Here is a 19,697-nt window from a genome sequence, read left to right as displayed (position 1 = left end):
CTAGGCCGCCGCGGTGCTGGAGGATGCGGTCGACTTCTCCGCTGAGGTGCTCTTCTCGCCTGAGCTCTTCTCGCTTGAGCTCTTTTCGCTCGAGCTCTTCTCGCCCGACCCGTTGGACGAGCTCTTCGCCGACTCCCGACTGTCAGTGCGGTAGAAGCCGCTGCCCTTGAACACCACGCCGACGGAGTTGAAGATTTTGCGCAGCCGCCCGGAGCACCGCTGGCAGGTGGTCAGCGCGTCGTCAGTGAAGGCCTGCACAATGTCGAAGCGGTTGTCGCATTCGGTGCACGCGTAGCTGTAGGTCGGCACGGATACCTCCGAGTGTGTGAGCTTCGTTAGCACTCTACCGTCTCAAGTGCTAGAACCGCTACATTGGCCGCGTCATTCCTGCGCCGTGCAGGGCGATCATCCCGCGCCCGGGTGTGAGGGCATGCGTCATCGGCACGTCGTGTGGTTCGCACGGGAGCTCGTCGACCAGCTCCTCGTCGCGTACCACTGCAACCAGATCCGCGTGCGGGTACCGGCACCCCAGCGAGCGATCGTAGAAGCCGCGGCCACGACCCAGCCGCACGCCGCGGCGGTCGACCGCCAGTGCGGGAACCAGCACCAGGCTCGCGTCGGCCAGCGCCGACGCCGGCAACCACGGCTCGGCCGGTTCGAGCAGACCGAACCGCCCGGCCACCAATCGGCCGGGCCGGTACTCGCCCCAGCGCAGCGGCATCGGCGTGTCGTCGCTCGTCGTACGCACGACCGGCAGCAACACCCGGCCCACTCGGCGCAGCAGCACGTCGAGCATCTCTATCGACCCGGGTTCTGCGCCCACTGGCACATATGCGCAGACGGTGCCGCCGCTGGTCACAAGCAGCTTTAGGTGCTCGCTGAGCGCGCGCGCCTCGGCGGCGCGAACGTCGTCGGGGACTGATCGGCGAGCAGCCATCAGCTGTTCCCGCAACGCTGCCTTGCCGGCGGTGCCCATCCCCCAACGATGACAGCACCGGCTTTCGTACCGCCACACCGGTCGGCCGGCCTAGTGCGGTTATCGTGTGACCCATGGCGCGCGCATACGTTCCCCGCACGGCGGTCGTACCCGCGGCCGGCTTGGGCACCCGGTTCTTGCCGACCACCAAAACGGTGCCCAAAGAGCTGCTGCCGGTAGTCGACACCCCCGGCATCGAACTGGTGGCCGCCGAGGCGGCCGAAGCCGGTGCCGAACGCCTGGTGATCATCACGTCGCAGGGCAAAGACAGCGTGGTCGCGCATTTTGTCGAAGACCTGGTGCTGGAGGGCACACTCGAGGCCCGCGGCAAGAAAGACATGCTGGACAAGGTTCGCCGCGCGCCGCGACTGATCGAGGTCGAGTCCGTGGTGCAGGATGAGCCGCTCGGCTTGGGCCATGCAATCAGCTGTGTGGAGTCGGTGTTGTCGGCCGACGAGGACGCGATTGCGGTGCTACTGCCCGACGACCTGGTGTTGCCCACCGGTGTGCTGGAGACGATGTCGAAGGTGCGGGCCGAACATGGCGGCAGCGTGTTGTGCGCCATCGAGGTCTCGCTGGAGGAGACCAGCGCATACGGGGTCTTCGACGTCGAGCCCGTTGCCAACGCCGACAAGGACGTACTCAAAGTCAACGGGATGGTGGAAAAACCCAAGCCGGAGGAGGCTCCCTCGAGGTTTGCGGCTGCCGGCCGGTATGTGCTCGACCGCGCCATCTTCGACGCGCTGCGCCACACCGACCGCGGCGCGGGAGGCGAGGTGCAGCTCACCGACGCGATCGCGCTGCTGATCAAGGAAGGCCATCCGGTGCACGTGGTGGTGCATCGCGGGTCCCGACACGACCTGGGAAATCCCGGCGGCTACCTCAAGGCTGCGGTTGACTTTGCACTGGACCGTGATGACTACGGCCCGGACTTGCGGGAATGGTTGGTGGCGCGGTTGGGTCTGGCGGAGCGCTAGCGGCGCTGCCACCGGCGACGATGCGGGCCGCGGAACCGGGCCCTGATGCGCGCGAGGAGAAGCCGGGCAATCGGATCGGTCCGTGAACTTCTCAAAGCTTGACGGCAGGAAGGCGCGCCGTGCGTTCTGTGGAAGAGCAGCAAGCCCGGGTGTCGGCGGCAGCGGTGGCCCCAAGGCCGGTCCGCGTCGCAATCGCGGAGGCGCAAGGCCTGATGTGCGCCGAGGAAGTGGTGACCGAACGCCCACTGCCAGGCTTCGACCAGGCCGCGATCGACGGCTACGCGGTACGCAGTGTCGACGTGCTCGGTGTCGGCAACTCCGATCACGCTGACGGTGAGGGCGCGGAGGCGAGCCTGCCGGTCATGGGCACAATCGAAGCCGGTGCCCGCACGGCCGGAAGGCTGCAGCCCCACCAGGCTATGCGGGTGCAGACCGGAGCGCCGCTGCCCACTTTGGCCGACGCGGTGCTGCCATTGCATTGGACCGACGGCGGACAGTCTCGAGTCCGGGTGCTGCGCGGTGTGCGGTCCGGTGCCTATGTGCGCCGAACCGGTGATGATGTGCAACCGGGTGACGTCGCCGTGCGAGCCGGCACGATCATCGGCCCCGCCCAGGTGGGTCTGCTGGCGGCGGTGGGTCGCGACCGGGTGCTGGTGCACCCGCGCCCGCGGCTGTCGGTGATGGCGGTCGGAGGCGAACTGGTCGATATCTCGCGCACGCCAGGCCCGGGGCAGGTCTACGACGTGAACTCCTATGCCCTGGCGGCAGCCGGCCGCGACGCCGGCGCCGAGGTGAACCGCATTGGCATTGTCAGCAGCGATCCGAAGCAACTTCGTGATGCCGTCGAGGGTCAGATCAACCGCGCCGAGATCGTGGTGATCGCCGGTGCGGTGGGCGGCGCGGCCGCCGAGGCGGTGTGCTCGGTGCTCTCCGATCTCGGCGAGATGGAGGTCACCCGCGTCGCCATGCACCCGGGATCCGTTCAGGGCTTCGGTCAGCTGGGCCGCGAGGGGGTACCGACGTTTCTGTTGCCGGCCAACCCGGTGAGCGCGCTGGTGGTCTTCGAGGTGATGGTGCGACCGCTGATTCGGCTGTCGCTGGGCAAGCGGCAGCCGATGCGCCGGGTGGTGCAGGCCCGGACCCTTTCCCCGATCACGTCCGTGCGCGGGCGCAAGGGTTATTTGCGCGGGCAGCTAATGCGCGATCAGGACACGGGTGAATATCTGGTCCAAGCCCTCGGCGGCGCCCCTGGTGCCTCATCGCATTTGCTGGCGACGCTGGCTGAGGCAAACTGTCTAGTGATGGTTCCCAGTGAGGCCGAGCAGATCCGCACCGGCGAGATCGTTGACGTCGCCTTCCTGGCTCAGCGTGGCTGAGCGGCACGACGGCGCACTCCCGTGACTCTCTGGCCTAGCAGTTCCCGCCATCCCGGCTGGCCGATGGTCGTCGGACCGCTGCGGGTTCCGGCGGGTGTCATCCGGCTGCGGCCGGTGCGGATGCGTGACGCCGCCCAGTGGAGTCGCATCCGGCTGGCCGACCGCGCCCATCTAGAGCCCTGGGAGCCCAGCATCGGGGCGGATTGGACTGTCCGGCATACGATTTCGTCGTGGCCGGCGGTGTGCTCGAGTCTGCGTTCTGAAGCCCGCAAAGGCCGGATGCTGCCGTACGCGATCGAGCTGGGTGGGGAATTCTGCGGTCAGCTGACCATCGGCAACGTCATTCACGGGGCGTTGCGGTCGGCATGGATCGGCTACTGGGTGTCCAGCTCAGCGACCGGCGGGGGAGTGGCTACCGGAGCACTGGCGTTGGGACTCGACCACTGCTTCGGCCCGGTGACATTGCATCGCGTCGAGGCCACCGTGCGCCCGGAGAATGTGGCCAGCCGCGCAGTACTGGCAAAAGTCGGTTTCAGGGAAGAAGGCCTGCTGCGGCGCTATCTCGAGGTTGACGGGGCCTGGCGTGACCACTTGCTGATGGGACTCACCGTCGAAGACGTGTACGGGACGGTGACCTCGACGTTGGTCCGGGACGGGCACGCGAGCTGGGCTTAGAGCTGTGTGCGTTTTCCGGTGGCCACAGCAAGCCACTTCTGCACCGACAAGGTGGCATGACATGGTGCTCGAAAAAGATGGCGTATGTGATATCAGCACCGCTTGGAACCGTGGGGCTGCGAATTCACTTGGCTGGCAACGCATTCTTTACTTGAGGGCGTTTAGAGCCCCGCTTGATAGCGCATCTGACATCAAGGTCGACCAGGCGCTAGCCCTGAAGTAGCGACGCTGAGCCGGGGCGGACAGCCTTGGAGTTCTCGCAGCAAATCCACGTACCTCGGCGTGTTACGGAAGTGACATTTGTGGTTTGCGGTGCTTGTAATCAGCAAATTACAGGTGTGTAATTGTCCTGGCCGGCTGCGCTCAAGCCGGGAAAGGAGCAGGTCACCATGCCAAGCGTCCCGCAATCATTGCTGTGGATTTCGTTGGTGGTGCTGTGGCTGTTCGTGCTGGTTCCGATGCTGATCAGCAAGCGGGATGCGGTACGGCGCACCAGCGATGTGGCACTGGCGACCCGGGTTCTCAACAGCGCCGCCGGTGCCCGGCTGCTCCGACGCACTGGGCCGGCCGCGGGGCACCGCAGCGATCCCGATTGGCAACCACCGGAGAGCTCGGATCTCGACGACGAGCTCGAAGACGAGAACGAGGATGTGCCACTGGCGACGCAGGCGGTCGCGCAGGCGTCTGCAGTCACCGCCGCTACTGACTCCGATGACGAGGGCTCGGCGGCGCAACCCATAGAAAGTGCCGCCGACGAAGGCGAGGCCGAGTCGGTCGCCGAGGAGCAGACCGCTGATGCCGCAGTCGGCGAAGCCGACGTCGACGATATTGACGGTGACGAGGCAGACGAGGACACCGCTCAATACGAATATGTGGACGACACGTCAGGTATCGAAATCGCGGTTGAACCGTCGACGGTGGCCACACCGGTGCCGGCGCGGCGTCATCGATACGAATCGAGAAGTTTTGCCGCGGTCAGTGCCCGCAAATACCGCTTCCGCAAACGGATGCTGATGACGATGTCGGTCAGCATGCTGGCCGCGGGGTTGGCGGCGTACTTCGTGACGCCGACCGCGTGGTGGGCCTGCGGAGGCGTCGGTGGTGTGACGGTGCTCTATTTGGCGTATCTGCGTCGGCAGACCCGGATTGAGCAGCGGCTGCAGCGTCGGCGGATGCAGCGGGTGGCGAGGTCCAGGCTCGGCGTCGAAAACACTTACGACCGGGAGTTCGACGTGATACCGGCGCGGCTGCGGCGCCCGGGCGCGGTGGTGCTGGAGATCGACGACGAAGATCCGATCTTCGAGCACCTCGACTATGCGGCCTTCGCGCGCCACTACGACCTGCCGCGAGCGGCCGGGCAGTAGCGCTGCGGGTTTTAGCTGCCGGCGCCGTGACTGGTAGCCTGCTAGCGGCTAGGGGCTATGGCGCAGTTGGTAGCGCGACTCGTTCGCATCGAGTAGGTCAGGGGTTCGAATCCCCTTAGCTCCACAAAGCAGAAACCCTCTCTGAGCAGCATCAGAGAGGGCCTCTTTGGTTAGCGGGCTAGTCAGGTTCGGGTGTTCCGGCCCGCAACCGGCCCGCAGCAGCCTTTGATTTCGGGTCTCGATCCGCTCGCGCGGCAGCAGCTTTGATGGCCGTATCCAACTCGACCGCCACGGCGTCTAGATCGGTGTCGAACAGGTCCGCGTACACGTCCAGCGTCATCGACGCCTTGGCGTGCCCGAGCATCCGTTGCACCGCCTTCACGTTGGCCCCGGCGCTGATCGCCAGAGACGCTGCGGTGTGGCGTAGGTCGTTCGGGGTGATCGTCGGAAACGACTCGTCGGCCTTCTGGCACGCGGCGACCGCTGGCGCGAACACCCGCGCCCGCCAGTTCGAGTTACGCAGCACACCCCCGCGCATGTCGGTGAACACGAGCGTGTCGCGTGACTTGCCCACCATGAGTGCTGACAGTTCGTCGGCCAGCGCGGCTGGGAAGGGCACCGAGCGACGCTCCCATGTCTTCGGCGTGCGCCACACCAGGCCCCCCGCCTCGGTGACCGACCGCGATACGTTGACCCGGCGACGCAGCATGTCGAAATCCCGCACGCGAAGCGCGGCCATCTCACCCCACCGCAGACCCGTGTACGCCAGGAACCGCACCACAGTGCCGTCCCGCTCGACGGTAGCCGCGAGCGCCACCACTTGAACGTGCGTCAGGTATCCACGGTCAGGGTGTTCGCGTTTGGGCAGCTTCACCCCGTCGCACGGATTACGCGGTATACGGGCCTCCTCGACCGCAGCGCCGAGCACCTGACGTAGCAGACCGAATGCGTTCTCAATGCCCGGCACACCGACACCTTCGCTCTTGAGTTTGGCGACCCACGCCCGCACCGCTGCGGTCTTCACGTCGGCAACCGCCACGGCACCCCACTGCGGTTCAACGCGGCTGCCCCAAGCACTTTTGCGCGTCGCCGCTGTCTTGGCGCTGATGTGGCCTTGCGAGGCGGACCAGGACGTGTAGACCTCGGCGACGGTGAGCACACCGGCTCGTGGCGGCACATACGTGCCGGTGGCGACCTTGGCGGTTATCTCGGAATCGAGCCATTGCTTGGCTGCGCCTTTGGTGTCGAACGACTTGGATTGCTCACAGCCGTCGTCATCGACCCAGCGGGCCTGCCAGCGCAGGCCCCGCCCGTACTTCGCGCTAGGCTCGCGCTTCTCGTTGCCGTGTTCGTCACGGATTGTCTTGTGCCAGCGATCCTCTACACCGGCACGGCGGTTACGACTTGTCATTCGATCGATTCCTCTTTTCGGACCTGCGTCTCCCTGTGTCATGCCGCGGTTCGAACCGTGCGATCTCGTGTAGGGCGTCTCGTGCGCTGTGAAGATCGCGCAGCACCGTTCCGACCGCGCTGCCGAGGGGCTGCCACATAGTGTGTTCACGCGTCATCTCGGGTGTGACGTCACTCCGCGGAACCACCTGGACGCCACGGGCGGCCTCTAGTTCCATGAACCAGTCCTGGATATCGTCCAGCAGGCCACCAATCTCGTGTGCCGCCTTGCTTGCATCCTGTTGCATACTGCGAAGGATGTACGCCACGTCGGTGCGGAGATTCGCCTTCCGCCCGAGCAGCACATCGAGGGACACCCCGAAGAGGTCCGCTATCATCGCTGCCTCATCGACCCTGACACTGCGCTGGCCGTTCTCAACCTTGGCGGCGGTCGTCCAGTGCCAGCCGAGCATCTCCGCGAATTGTCGCTGGGTCCAACCCCTTGACTCACGCTCTGATTTGACTCGTTGCGAAAACAGGTCGTTTTCACGTTTGTGAGTTGCCATATTGGTGCACTGTACTGATTTCGCTTGTTACTTGCAACCATCGTAGTTAGCGTTGTGACAACACCGAAACGGTGTACTACACCAAATCGTCGGCCTGGCCCGGCAACGGAACAGAAAGGACGACCAACATGGACAGCAGCGACTATCTCAGCAGCAGCGACCTCGAAGCACTCACCGGCACCAAGGCCTCTACCTGGCGGTATTGGGCAATGACCGGAGAAGGACCGGCCAGCTTCAAAATCGGACGCCGCCGCGTCTGGCGGCGCTCCACCGTCATGGCCTGGCTCGCAGAACAAGAAGAGGCGACAGCATGACCGCGACCGAGTTCGAGGCACCCCAACGGGTCGTGTCAGTTGTCAGTGCCAAAAAGTACGCGAGCTATTCCTATTACGCCGCCACGGTCTACGAATTGCAACCACGCCGCCGCGATGGCGTACTGACATACCGGCGATGCGAACAATTAGAGCCGCACCGATCATTGCGGCTCGCGCACAACGACGCCGTGGAGCTAGCCGCCCGACTCGACATTCCGTTGTGGAAGCACTTGAGCCACAACATGACTGCGACACTTGCGGTCGAGCTTGCCGATGTTCTTAGCCGCGAATACGACATTGAACCGGCGTGACGGTGATTGATGATGGTGCTATATCCGAAAGAGTTCGCGTTTGCGGACAACAAGCTCGCCAAGGCCATGGGCCTGCCACCACGTGATGATGACTGGGGATGTCTCTTCTGTCTTGATGACCGAGGATTGCGATACACGGTTGTCGGTAGCGGCGACTTCCTGCGCACACTGCTCGACCTCCCGCCAGGGCACGACGTAACAAAGCATCCGCCCTCAATCAACCTGCGGTCTCTGGGGTTTGACGAACTACCCGCCGAAGCATTCCCACTCAAACGGCGCGGCTGGCCCGACCAGTGGACGAACAAACGGTATACCAGCAGTTGGGGTGAGTGAGCGATCATGACCAAACCCACAGACGCCCAACCGGAGCCGCTGGTTCCTGCCCCGGCCCCGGTTGAGCCACTACAACCTTCGTGCTCTATCTGTTTTCAGTGCCCACGTATTCGGGGCTATAAGCGGTGCGCCGTCTGTGGCACCAACGACTTTCGAGGCCGAGCGAGGTAATCTTATGGGCCGCAAACACAACCGATCAGTACGATTCTCGACACGCGTCGAGATGCGGCGACGGCTTGGCGATGGACGGAAACCCAAGAGCAGTAGGACAAATGACTCAGTGATCAAGGGAGACAATGAAGTAGGCTGAGATGCACGAAAGCCCCGGCGTCAGGAACCGGGGCAATCGCAACAGGTTTCGGTGACCAGTTAAACCTTTAGGAACCCGAGAAGGGAACTCCCTTGAACCATGAACCCTCAGAGAAAGGAACTCCGTTGATCCATGTCAGATACTACAGCATACGAGCGCATTCTCGCCGCGCTCGGCGATAACGGCTGCACCGTCAATGCCAATGGCCAACGCGCTCAGGCGCAATGCCCTGCCCATCATGACCGTAATCCGTCACTGTCCATCACCGAGGTACCCGATCAAGCACTCGTCTACTGTCACGCTGGCTGCGACATAGAGGACGTGCTCGCGGCGCTCAACCTCACGCTGACAGACCTTTACAACAATCCGAAGGGTAGGACTACCTACCTCTATCCCGGTGGCCGAAAGGTCCACCGCACGTCCGATAAACAGTTCCGGCAGAGTGGGAACACTAAAGACACCAGTCTGTTTCAGGTCGAGGACATCGGTGATGCCGAGACCGTATACGTGACCGAGGGCGAGAAGGACGCACTCAACCTCACGCACATCTACAAGACGGCAGCTGTCAGTCCAGCGCAAGGTGCTGGCACCGACCCCGACAAATTCGACTGGACACCACTATCCGGCAGACACGTCAAGATCGTTCAGGACAAAGACGAGAAGGGCCGCGAGCACGCGAGCAAGGTCGCCGCGCACCTTAGATCAATCGCCAAGTCCGTTGAGATAGTGGAATCTGCGGTCGGTAAAGATATGTCAGACCACATTGCGGCAGGTAAGACACTCGATGAACTGGTCACGCCATCGCTGCTCGACAAGCTCGGCGTAACCAGCGAATGGCTTGAGAAGCAGACATTTCCAGAGCTTGAAGAAATCGTGCCAGGTCTGATCGTTGAGGGCGTCACCGTGCTCGCAGGACCGCCCAAAGTCGGCAAAAGCTTCCTCACCGGCAACTTGGCGATAGCCGTCGCATCTGGTGGTAAAGCGTTGGGATACATCGACGTTGCTAAGCGCCCGGTTCTGGTGCTCGCGCTTGAAGATGGTCACCGGCGACTACAGAGCCGCTACCGCGACATCCAACTGGGAAAACCGATACCACCCGGTATCACGTTCGTTACGAAAGCCACGCCGGCAGAATGTGTCGCCGTGATGGCCGAATTCCTACAACGCTACGGCTATCTGAAACCGCTGGTCATCCTCGACACGCTCGGGAAAGCCAAGCCGCAGAGGCGGTCCGGCCAAGAGGCATACCTTGTCGATTACGAAGTCGGCGGCAAATTCAAAGCACTGGCCGACTCCTGCCCTGGCGCAGCCATTCTCATCATTCACCACACCCGCAAGGCCGACTCGGGCGATTTCGTGGACCTGGTATCGGGCACACAGGGTATCGCCGGATCGGTGGACTGCATCATCACACTCGCCCGTAAGCGCAAAGAGGCTGAGGCCGTGCTGTCGGTGACCGGGCGCGACATCATGGAAAACGAGTACGCGCTGCTCGTGCAGGACGGATTCCTCTGGCAACTCGACGGCGACAACCTCACCGGCGCGTCGGAACGGTTAGACGTTCGGCGTGAGGAGGCAGCCAAGCAGGTGCAGATGAAAAAGCATGGGGCGAACGGGCAACGGGCCGTGCAAATCATCAACGGGCGCGGCCAGGTGAGGGTCGAGGACATCTCCTTCAAGCTCGGGATGACACCCAAAGCCACTAGTAACCTTCTCAACCGGCTGGCCGACAACGGTTTCATAGTGCGAGTGGAGCGTGGCATATTCCAGTCGCGTAGATACGCGGAGCAACACCCTAGATGGGGTGAGGAATATGAGGAATCCGGGGATAGCGGCGAAAGTCAAGACTACGCGGCAACCAGCGAGAGCAGAGGTCAACCAGACGACCCCTCACATTCCCTACACTCTCCACAATCACTACATTCCTCAGATTCCTCAGGTGTCGCAGCGTTGAAGCGGAAGAACACATGTGGTTGTGGTGCACCTCTGGCACTGCCAATATCCCTTGAGACAGGCCTGTGCGTCGAATGTCGTACAAGTGACTAGTTGCGTCAACCGGATCAGACCTCCGACCACCGAATCCTAGGGGGTTCGTGAACGAACTGCTGGACGCCCTCGGCCCGCACTCAGTTGTTCGACGCGAAGATCAACGAGGGATAGGAGCGAGAGGACGACCTAAGCTGGGTCCATGGGGGTGAAACTGGTCGCACTTATCACGTCGCTGATGCTCGTGTCAGGGCTCGCCGCGTCTTGCAGTGCGGTGCGCCCGCTTCTTCAGACTGAGACCAAGACAGTCACGGTCACCGTCACCGCTGCGCCACCGTCGTCGGCGTGGCCGTCCCCGTTGTCGCCGCAGACCACCACCCGGGCCCCATCTGCTGGCATGGGTCAAGAAGCGCAAGACGGCAACCTAGCTTTCACAGTCACCGAAGTACAGGGACCAAAAAGCGGCGCACTAGCGGTGATCTTGACAATAGAGAACCTGGGCATTAGCGCGCAGACCTACGTCGCCGACTACCAGAAGCTCATCGACGCTCAGGGCCGTGAGTTTTCCGTAGATCTGCACGGACTAGAGGAGGCATCGGCGTTCAACTCACAAGCAATAATCCAGACCGATATCAACCCGGGCGTCAAGCTGAAGGCTGTCTTGGCGTTCAGTGTGCCCGACGATGTGAAGCCGGCTCACGTGGTGCTTCGCGAGTCGATGCATTCACCCGGAGTAGTTGTCAACCTGTCCTAGCGTCTCCGATTTCTTGGTGGCACCCGCTCCCCGAGTGCTAGGCATCCCAGCTTTTCGCGGACGGTTTTGGGCGTCGCGCGCGACTCGGTATCTGTAACCACGAGCTAACCACAGCAAACAATCCGGTGGCGACCGCTCCAGTCCGCTATCGTATCGACAGCCGCGCCATTTGCTGATACAAAGGGAATTCGATTCGGAGACAACGCGATCCGCGCGTATCATAAGCGTTTATGAATGAGCAGGGTAGGCACGGTCGCAGCGCGTATCGAAGTGGATGCCGCTGCAACGTCTGCCGCGCCGCCGAGGCCGCAGCCCGTCGTCGCCAGCGCGCAGCCCGGCCAGACCCGGTGCCAAACGTGGTAGCGCTGCCAAACACCGGCCAGCCGGTGCAGCAGCCGGGGCCGAACGAGCTTGCCGTCCTGGCCGAGGTCGAGTTGCTTCCCCGTGCCGCCGAACACCCGGCCATCGTCGCAGCCGCGATCACCGTGGCTCAGCGGCTCGATGACCCGGCGCACGCGGCAATGACGGCAAGAAACGCGCACGAACTCCGAAACCTGCTCGGCGAACTGAAGGGCCCGCGCAAAAAGACGGGCGGTCGTTTGGCCACGGTCTCGGCAATGGCTGGGAAAGCGGCAAGGAGGGCGCAGTGATACGCGAACGCGAAGACCTGGAACGCGCCGCGACGATGGCGTTGGCGGTGATCAGTGCATTTGAAAGCCCGGATTGGTTGCGCGATATGGCGTTTCGAACATATGAAGACCTTTCCTGGAATCTTCAGTGGAATTACGAGGTATCTGACGGGTCGGAGCGCGGGTTGTTAATCTGGCCGAATGAGTACAGCTGCGCCACAGAGGAATTCATTGTCCGTCTGCCTGACGAGGTCAAAACACGATGCCCCGCCGACGTGATCATCGCCAGGGAAGCGGCTAAAGCAATCGACCAGCAGGGCCATTCCGCAGACTTCCGAATCGAGTGCGCAACATCGTTATACCGCACATTGTGGCGGCTGCTGGATTACGCCGAGGACGCCGGTATCGACCTCGACTGCACTGAGTCAAATGACTCAGATGACTACGTGCTGTTTGAAAAGTACGAGTTACTAGCGCATTTGGCCAAGGTCGCTAACGGCCTCGACGATGACGATGACGAAACAGACGACGACGAAACACATTTGAAACGGAGCACCAATGGCACTCACTAAAGGGTCGATTAGCGGCGACAGCCAGCCGCCGCGCGCACCGGCGGCAGACGCTGCGGCGGTTTACGCCGGTAACGACGCGACCCGTATCCACCGCGAGGCAGGCACAGCCGCCGTGGCAGCGGCGCATACCACCGGCAGCGCGGGCGAATCCGCAATCGGCGCACCGTTTATCGGTGAAGACCACAAGTTGGACGAAGACCGCCGGCACGCGCGACGCTGGTTGCACAGATCAAGGGCGACACGGTTTTCCCGGACTGTACGGCCCATACCCCGGCCCATAGGGCCTGTTCGCAACGTGAAAGGGGCAAGGCAATGGGAGACAAGCCAATTCGGGTGACTAGCCGTGTGGATATGGGTGGACAGTGGTACGGCAAGCATGATGTCAGGCGTGGTGACACCCTTGAAGTCCCAACACCCCTGGACGCGAAACGTCTTGTAGCGCAGGGCTTAGCCGATTACGGCAAGGTTGGCCTGGATCAACTGGGCCGCGCCTACGAGGAAAACCCGAAGTTGATGGACGAGGTCATTCAACAAACGCCGAACCCGGTACCTGAGGAAGCACGCCCGTTACCGGAGTCGATTGTTGGCCGTCACCCGGCTTTCCCTAAGGGACGCGGCGAAGGGTGGTCGGTGGCCTGATGTTTGACGACGAAACTCCTATCTCCAAGCCGTTTTTCACCTGGGACGTCGAGGACTACACTCCTGATCAGGCGCGAGAATGGCTGCGCGCCACGGTTACTGACAAGCGCAACTTTGGTGCGCTCTACGGTCAGATGTATCAATTGGACGAGCGCAGCGGAATACGCCCACCACTGATCTGGGTTGCTGCGCTCCATGACCGCGACAGCATCGTGGACAGCGCCGTGTGGCCGACGTTGGCCGACGACTTGCGCGCTTTCCTTGTGCTGGTTGATGATTCCCAGATTGCACAAGTCACCAACACAGTCATCGAGGCGTACCTGACCCGTTATCGACAAAGGGAGGTATGTCAATGAGCAGTGATCCATCGATGGAGCGGCTACATACAGGTGTGTTCTCCAATGGTCTGCGAGTTGAGACGCGCAGTCTCAACGGCGGCCAAGCCCGCGTAATCGGCGGCTACGCAGCCGTGTTCGGGAAGCGTTCACACCCAATGGGCGGCATCCGAGAGGTTGTAGAACCGTCGTTCTTCAACAAGTCAAAGAGCGACGGCTGGCCCATGGTTGTCGCACGTTTCGAGCACGACCCGCGAATGCTACTGGGTAGCACCGCATCTCGGACGCTGGAATTGAAGCTGGACAACACCGGGCTGGACTACTCAGTCCGGGTCCCCGAAACCCGCAGCGATGTCTGGGAATTGGCCGAGCGCGGCGACCTGCCTGGATCGTCGTTCAGTTTCCAGGCGTACGATGACGACTGGCGTCTGGGTGACGGCGGGATGCCTGAACGTCACCTGGTGAGTGGTCGGCTGATTGACGTCGCGCCAACGGCGATTCCGGCATATCCCGACGCCACCGTGAAGACCTTGTACCGGTCGCTTTCACTGTTCGCTGATGTGGACGAAGAAGACGTGATCGCCCTGGCCGCGCAGGGTGAGCTACGTTCGTTGTTCACGCGCACTGACCTAGCGGTATCCGCGCCGCCGACCGTGTTGCCGGGTGTCGAACACCGCAGCAATGACGCGGCGCAGCGTGAACTTACCCTGAGGCGCAGGCTAAATGAGGAACGCGGCAAGCGATACGGCGGGCTTGACATGACCGATCCGGCCCAGGCGTTGCTGGATCTCTACCGGCGTCGAAACCGTAATCGCGCCAGGCGCTTCGCGCCGGAAACCCGCAGCGTTCTTGACGATTACCAACGCGCCGCGTTCTTGCGGCACTAGAGATTTGCGCGGGCTATACGCCCGCTCACAGCCAGCAGAACAGACGAACGAACACTGACAGGATGAATCCCACGACTCGCCACCGAACGTCGCTCAGCGGTCAATTGGGCGGGAAAACGGTGGCCTAGACGTGCCCAGCCGTCGCCCGCGAAACATGGGGGCGGGCCAGTTCCTGGCTGGGCACCCTGATCACCAAGCCGCTCTGGTCTTTCTGCGTCTTGTCCTTCGCACAGGGCGGTCTGGTGTCTCAGTGCAGGGCTTCCCATGACTCTCAACAAACGGTTCACTACGGGCGTGCATTCCAAGTCCAGCCGGGCAGCCCTTCGAGTCGGCGTTGGCGATCGGCATCAAGTAATGCTTTCTTCTGCCTTTGGCGTTGCGTTGTGACCCATGCACCGAGTTGGTAGCCATCGACGGTGTGAGACTGCGGGACACGGGCATCACCATGGCGTTCGACATAATCCACGAGTCGGCGATAACCCTCCTCCCACTTGTCGGCGCGAGGGTCCCATGTCCATCCGGCCAGTTCCTGAAGTCGGCGTTCGCGGTCTGCGTCAAGTGCGCCTCTGGCGCGGAAGCTGCGTTGGTTGTGCACCCAGTCGCCGAGTTTGTAGCCATCGACAATGTATGGCTTCGGGACGCGGGCATCACCATGGCGTTCGACATAACCCACGAGTCGGCGGAAACCCTCCTCCCACATATCGGCGCGAGGGTCCCATGTCCACCCAGGCAGTTCCTGCAGTCGGCGTTGGCGGTCGCCATCAAGCAGACCGTCGGCGAAGGAACCCCGCTGGATCTTGACCCATGCACCGAGCTGGTAGCCATCGACGGTGTAGGAGTATGGGACACGGGAATCACCGTTAGATTCAACGTATTGCATGAGCCGGTGGTAACCGTCCTCCCATTTGTCGGTGACAGCGTCCCATGTCCACCCCGGCAGGTCTTGCAGTCGCCGTTCGCGATCTGCGTCAAGGGTGCCTTTAGTGCGATTGACGCGTTGCGTCGTGGCCCATGCACCGAGCTGGTAACCATCGACGGTGTATAACTGCGGGACGCGGGCATCACCGTGGCGTTCGACGTAGTCCAGGAGTCTGCGGTAACCCTTCTCCCATGTGTCGTCGTGCCGGTCCCATGTCCAACCGGCCAGTTCGAGGAGTCGGCGTTCGCGGTCGGCCTCCAGGATGCCTTTGGCATGTCTAGTGCATTGTTCGTTTACCCACGCGCCTAGCTTGTAGCCATCGACCATGTAGGACACTGGGACGCGGGCATAACCGTGGCGTTCAACGTAGTCCAGGAGTCGGCTGAACCCCGCCTCCCATTGGTCGGCCAGAATGTCCCATGTCCAGCCGGGCAGGTCTTCAAGCCGATGTTGCAAATCCGCGGCGAGGGTAGCCTTGCGGTGGCGACTGCGCTGCGTGCTAACCCACGAGCCGAGCGAGTAGCCATCCAGGGAGTAGGACTGCGGGACGCGGGCGTGACCGTTGTCATCGAGGAACCGTTCCAGCAGCCCGAACCAGAACTCCCACGACGCGGTGGTCTGCTCAATAAGGCGCACCTCGAAAGCGCGGGCGAAGTCGGCACCGCAGACATCTGGAATCTCGACAATCTTGGGCGGCAGTCGTAATGAACCACGGCTGCCACTAGGTAGCCGTCCGAGCATCCGGCGCAGGTCATCTAACTGTTGGGCCAAGTCTTCGTCGTGGGATCGTAGTGCCAGCAAAACGTCCCAAACCGCCTTGAATGCTGAGTCTTTAAGGACGACATCAGGATTCGGTTCGTCAGTGTCGATGAAAACGGGGATGACGATGGTGCCGATTGTCTTGTCGTCAGCAAGCCGGATGGCACGACCGACAGCCTGGGCGATGTCGATGTCTGATCGTTTTGGGTCGATGAAGGCCACTCCGTCAAGGGTGGGAACGTCGATTCCTTCGGTGAGGCAACGTGCATTAGAGATAACCCCGTGCTCGCCATTACCTACATCGCCAAGACGTTGCAGCCGACGCTGGCGTTCCCAGGCAGACATCGTGCCGTCAACATGATCCGTCCACAGCTTGCCCTTGGGTCGCTGCCGTGCGGGCATCCAATCGATGACGCCAGGAAACGACGCCTTAAACTCTTTGGCCCCCTTGACGAGCCGGTGGAAAGTGATGACCCGGTGCAGTTCGTACTCGCGCATCGCTTTGGCTAGCCCGATCTGTCCAGCCACGGAGCGAGCGTCCTTCACTTCCTTACCGTCAACGGTAATGAACCAACCCTTTTCGGCCCAGTCTCGGTAGGTGGCGTTATCGACACCGATGATGGCGACCTGGTAGTCGGTCAGTAGCTTCAGCTCTATCGCCTGGTGAAAGGTGAGACGGTGGAATACTTTTCCGAATTTCTCCTCGTCGTCCATCGAGGCGAACTCATAACCTGCCTCCTTCGCTGTCTTCAGGACATGAGCCGAGTAGATGCGCGGGGTAGCCGTCATGAACAATCGGCGGTGAGCCTTGATCTTGTTGTCCAGGATGTCCGGATCGATCGCAGGCGTCTTGAGATCAAGCAGCTATTGCGGTGACGCAACTGTTCGACGTTGCGGACCGGGGTGTTGACTTCGGGTGGTACTTGGTTTCTGGTCGCTCTTTTTATTCGCTATTCCGAGCAACAAAACCTTGATGCGGATCATTATGTGCTAAGGGCATCAGCGCGTTTCGGTTGATGACCGGGCGCTATTCGGCTCATGTCAATTAAAGACATGAAAGAGAAATGAGATGAATGACAACAATGCGATTACACAAGCGATCACCGCCGCCATGCTCACCGGGTTAACGGCAACCTGTCTAGGCTTAGCCGCCCCTGCTAGCGCTGACGAGGGGTTCATCGTCTGCCCTGATGGCCATTCGGGTGTCGCCACAACCGTAACCAGCTGTGAGTTCGCGCATAACGTCCTCAGAGGCTATTTCAACCAAGGCGAGCCTGCGATCGTGGTGGCGTACAGCCCGGTGACCGGTGAGGTCTACGACATGCAATGCCAGCCTGGGTTTCCAGCCCTACTCACCGACGGTGAGCGCGTGAGCGCGGTGCGCTGCGTCGGCGGCAACGACGCAGTTGTCGTCCTGTTCTGAGGAGAAGGGAAGTGATTCGAGAATTGATCGGCGGACCGGATTGGAGGCCCGCGACGAAAACCGCGTACTAACCGCGGTGGGGATAGCTGCTGCAATGTTTCTTCGGAAGCGGCCTCCCCTAGCGAGGCGCTATCGCTTAGACGTTATTGCGGGTGTGCGATTGGCTCGCAATGCCAACGCTGGGATCGAAAATCACGTTGCCTTGGCATGGTACTGAGCGCCGGCCGGTGATCGGAACAGCCGAGTGATCACCGGCCGGGCCCAAAGTGTCTCAGCCGGCAACCAAGACGTAAGACACCGGGTCGTCAAGCTCTTAAGCTGTTCGTGCTCTGCAACTTGCGCGAACCGCAGTCTTCGCCGCTGGCTGGTGAAAAAATTGCCGAATGACCGGCTCCCGCGGTGGCTCACGCGTCGGCGAGATGTTCGGACCCTACGAGCTCCGTTCGCTGATTGGGGCGGGCGGTATGGGCGAGGTGTATCAGGCCTATGACACCGTCAAGGATCGCGTGGTCGCCGTGAAATTGCTGCGCCGCGAGTTCGCGGCCGATCCGTCGTACCAGGAGAGGTTCCGTCGCGAATCGCGGGTAGCGGCGCGATTACAGGAGCCGCACGTCATCCCCGTGCATGACTTTGGGGAGATCAACGGGGTGCTTTACATCGACATGCGCTTGGTGGAGGGCCACGACCTTAAGACCGTACTAGCGGAGAACGGCCCGCTGGATCCGGCCCGCGCGACCTCAATCGTCGCGCAAGTGGCCGCGGCCCTGGACGCTGCACATGCCTGCGGACTCGTCCATCGCGACGTCAAGCCGGAAAACGTCCTTCTCAACCGGAACGACTTCGCCTACCTGGTCGATTTCGGCATCGCGCACCTGGGCGGGGAGACAGGCCTTACCAGCGCCGGGGCCGCGATTGGGTCGTGCGCGTACATGGCGCCGGAACGGTTCACCGGCGAGCATGTGGGCCCGCCGGCCGACGTCTACTCGCTGGCATGCGTGCTATACGAATGCCTGACCGGCCATACCCCTTTTCCGCCAGGGGACGTATTGCAAATGATGGCTGCGCATACTATGAGACGCCCCGCTCCACCGAGCGTCACGCGTCCAGAGCTGGCGCGCGATTTCGATGACGTCATTGCCCGCGGCATGGAAAAGCGGCCGGAGTCGCGGTTTGCGTCAGCGGGTGAGCTTGCGCGCGCAGCTAATGCTGCAGCTTCACGCCAGAGGCCGGCTGAAGCTACTCACCCCGATCAGCCAAGGGACACTCGCAGATTTTCTCAACGGTGGCCGAACCCCGAGGGATCCGATTACATTCCGTACAGGGATCACATTCAGCAAGCCGAAGCACCACCGGCAAGGAATAGGTTTGGACGCGGCCCACTGATCCTAGCTGTTGCATCCGGCATCATGCTGCTTGCGGCGCTGGTCGTCGTTTTTTCGGTAATTGTCCGCGACCGCAACGGCGAACGAAATGGCAGGGGGCCGCAAAGCCCGATGGCACCTATCGCGCCAGCGACGACCGAATCAGCAACAACAACTGCGCATTTGCGCCCCAGTAGCCTGCCGGGAACCGACAACCTTGGCTGGACCAGTTACCCTGGTGCGCGTTGCGATCCGGGAACTGAGCCGGCAGTCATGGCTCGCACCACTCAGTCCGTGTTAGTGGTATGCGAGATCCAGCCCGGAAACTTCTACTATCGCGGGGTTCGTCTAAGTGACAGCGCCAGCATCGAGCTGGCAAATGCAGTGCGGTCGTCACAAGGCTTCGACGTGACGAACCCGACGGACGGAACCCGCTACCAGATTCGTCCGACAGGTCTGACTATCGCGCCAGCAACTGGACAAGCGTCTTCCGAGCCAATGCTCGCGTACGCAGCGGGCTGAATGGCGCAATCCTGTTGCCTAGCGCAAGAGCGCAACTCTACTGCCCGGGCGGATATGGCTGCCGGGCTTATGCATTGCTGGTGCGGCAATGAGTGCGCTCGACTATGCCCCAAACAAGGGTGCACCGCGACGGCAAACGTGGATCTCGGGAGAAGTGCTCACTCAGCGTTCCCAGCGACACCGCTAGAATCCGGCGCTCCGGAATCGGGCGCTTTTTTAATTAGGCCCCTGCCATTCGGGGTTGAAGCGCGAGGCAACCGCGCCTGATAGGGATGGGTGGCGGTGTGCTCCAGCCACGCCTGTACGGTGCCCCCGTTGTC

At 62.0% G+C, this 19,697-nt stretch carries 20 protein-coding genes and 1 tRNA gene; 16 read left to right on the top strand and 5 right to left on the bottom strand.

Translation table 11 applies throughout. The features are described from left to right. Entirely contained in the window at window positions 1-309 is a 309-nt protein-coding gene (locus G6N15_RS03805; protein WP_083087220.1) for an FmdB family zinc ribbon protein, read from the bottom strand. A 58-nt stretch (window positions 310-367) separates the two neighbouring features. Beyond that, complete coding sequence (locus G6N15_RS03800; protein ID WP_083087221.1) at window positions 368-976, bottom strand: 5-formyltetrahydrofolate cyclo-ligase; 609 nt, start codon at window positions 974-976, stop codon at window positions 368-370. Between the two features lie 74 nt (window positions 977-1,050). Between G6N15_RS03800 and G6N15_RS03795 the strand changes: the two genes are divergently transcribed. The 5 genes from G6N15_RS03795 to G6N15_RS03775 all read left to right on the top strand — a co-directional run bounded on the left by G6N15_RS03795 (window position 1,051) and on the right by G6N15_RS03775 (window position 5,492). Further along, a complete protein-coding gene (locus G6N15_RS03795) occupies window positions 1,051-1,953 on the top strand; it encodes a UTP--glucose-1-phosphate uridylyltransferase (protein ID WP_083087222.1) in 903 nt (300 codons plus the stop codon). 119 nt (window positions 1,954-2,072) lie between these two features. After that, window positions 2,073-3,329, top strand: coding sequence for a molybdotransferase-like divisome protein Glp (gene glp, locus G6N15_RS03790; protein ID WP_083087223.1), 1,257 nt, complete (start codon window positions 2,073-2,075; stop codon window positions 3,327-3,329). Between the two features lie 63 nt (window positions 3,330-3,392). Further along, window positions 3,393-4,004, top strand: a complete 612-nt coding sequence (locus G6N15_RS03785) for a GNAT family N-acetyltransferase (RefSeq protein WP_139797795.1) — start codon at window positions 3,393-3,395, stop codon at window positions 4,002-4,004. A gap of 389 nt (window positions 4,005-4,393) precedes the next feature. Further along, complete coding sequence (sepX, locus tag G6N15_RS03780; RefSeq protein ID WP_083087225.1) at window positions 4,394-5,368, top strand: divisome protein SepX/GlpR; 975 nt, start codon at window positions 4,394-4,396, stop codon at window positions 5,366-5,368. A 51-nt stretch (window positions 5,369-5,419) separates the two neighbouring features. Beyond that, window positions 5,420-5,492, top strand: a tRNA-Ala gene (locus G6N15_RS03775). A gap of 54 nt (window positions 5,493-5,546) precedes the next feature. Here G6N15_RS03775 and G6N15_RS03770 read toward each other — a convergent pair. Both G6N15_RS03770 and G6N15_RS03765 read right to left on the bottom strand, forming a co-directional pair. After that, on the bottom strand, window positions 5,547-6,779 hold the full coding sequence (locus G6N15_RS03770) for a tyrosine-type recombinase/integrase (RefSeq protein WP_083087226.1): 1,233 nt from the start codon (window positions 6,777-6,779) through the stop codon (window positions 5,547-5,549). Beyond that, complete coding sequence (locus G6N15_RS03765) at window positions 6,766-7,323, bottom strand: helix-turn-helix domain-containing protein (RefSeq protein WP_083087227.1); 558 nt, start codon at window positions 7,321-7,323, stop codon at window positions 6,766-6,768. Before G6N15_RS03765 ends, G6N15_RS03770 begins: the two co-directional genes overlap by 14 nt. A gap of 128 nt (window positions 7,324-7,451) precedes the next feature. On the opposite strand from G6N15_RS03765, the gene G6N15_RS03760 reads away from it, so the two are divergent. The 9 genes from G6N15_RS03760 to G6N15_RS03720 all read left to right on the top strand — a co-directional run bounded on the left by G6N15_RS03760 (window position 7,452) and on the right by G6N15_RS03720 (window position 14,393). Continuing rightward, complete coding sequence (locus G6N15_RS03760) at window positions 7,452-7,637, top strand: helix-turn-helix transcriptional regulator (protein WP_083087253.1); 186 nt, start codon at window positions 7,452-7,454, stop codon at window positions 7,635-7,637. After that, window positions 7,634-7,948 (top strand): hypothetical protein, encoded by a 315-nt coding sequence (locus G6N15_RS03755; protein WP_083087228.1) that lies wholly within the window; start codon window positions 7,634-7,636, stop codon window positions 7,946-7,948. The genes G6N15_RS03760 and G6N15_RS03755 overlap by 4 nt, the downstream gene beginning before the upstream one ends. Before the next feature lie 775 nt (window positions 7,949-8,723). Next, on the top strand, window positions 8,724-10,637 hold the full coding sequence (locus G6N15_RS03750) for an AAA family ATPase (protein ID WP_083087230.1): 1,914 nt from the start codon (window positions 8,724-8,726) through the stop codon (window positions 10,635-10,637). Between the two features lie 142 nt (window positions 10,638-10,779). Then, window positions 10,780-11,331, top strand: a complete 552-nt coding sequence (locus tag G6N15_RS03745; RefSeq protein ID WP_083087231.1) for a DUF4352 domain-containing protein — start codon at window positions 10,780-10,782, stop codon at window positions 11,329-11,331. Between the two features lie 356 nt (window positions 11,332-11,687). Then, entirely contained in the window at window positions 11,688-11,981 is a 294-nt protein-coding gene (locus G6N15_RS03740) for a hypothetical protein (RefSeq protein WP_139797790.1), read from the top strand. Continuing rightward, a complete protein-coding gene (locus G6N15_RS03735) occupies window positions 11,978-12,532 on the top strand; it encodes a hypothetical protein (protein WP_083087233.1) in 555 nt (184 codons plus the stop codon). Before G6N15_RS03740 ends, G6N15_RS03735 begins: the two co-directional genes overlap by 4 nt. Window positions 12,533-12,844: 312 nt before the next feature. After that, entirely contained in the window at window positions 12,845-13,171 is a 327-nt protein-coding gene (locus tag G6N15_RS03730; protein ID WP_139797791.1) for a hypothetical protein, read from the top strand. Continuing rightward, a complete protein-coding gene (locus tag G6N15_RS03725; RefSeq protein WP_139797792.1) occupies window positions 13,171-13,527 on the top strand; it encodes a hypothetical protein in 357 nt (118 codons plus the stop codon). The genes G6N15_RS03730 and G6N15_RS03725 overlap by 1 nt, the downstream gene beginning before the upstream one ends. Then, window positions 13,524-14,393: an HK97 family phage prohead protease gene (locus tag G6N15_RS03720; protein WP_163747930.1), complete on the top strand. Its 870-nt coding sequence runs from the start codon at window positions 13,524-13,526 to the stop codon at window positions 14,391-14,393. Before G6N15_RS03725 ends, G6N15_RS03720 begins: the two co-directional genes overlap by 4 nt. A gap of 286 nt (window positions 14,394-14,679) precedes the next feature. Here the strand turns inward: G6N15_RS03720 and G6N15_RS03715 are convergent, their stop codons facing one another. Next, window positions 14,680-16,860, bottom strand: a complete 2,181-nt coding sequence (locus G6N15_RS03715) for a Helicase associated domain protein (RefSeq protein ID WP_083087236.1) — start codon at window positions 16,858-16,860, stop codon at window positions 14,680-14,682. Between the two features lie 280 nt (window positions 16,861-17,140). Between G6N15_RS03715 and G6N15_RS03710 the strand changes: the two genes are divergently transcribed. Next, window positions 17,141-17,494 carry a hypothetical protein gene (locus tag G6N15_RS03710; RefSeq protein ID WP_083087237.1) on the top strand — a complete coding sequence of 118 codons (354 nt, stop codon included), beginning with the start codon at window positions 17,141-17,143 and terminating at the stop codon, window positions 17,492-17,494. Window positions 17,495-17,877: 383 nt separating this feature from the next. Further along, window positions 17,878-19,377 (top strand): serine/threonine-protein kinase, encoded by a 1,500-nt coding sequence (locus tag G6N15_RS03705; RefSeq protein WP_083087238.1) that lies wholly within the window; start codon window positions 17,878-17,880, stop codon window positions 19,375-19,377. Window positions 19,378-19,697 lie beyond the last annotated feature (320 nt).

The sequence above is a fragment of the Mycobacterium noviomagense genome, assembly GCF_010731635.1.
In the GTDB taxonomy this organism is placed as follows: domain Bacteria; phylum Actinomycetota; class Actinomycetes; order Mycobacteriales; family Mycobacteriaceae; genus Mycobacterium; species Mycobacterium noviomagense.
This window is presented reverse-complemented; position numbering and strand designations above follow the sequence as displayed.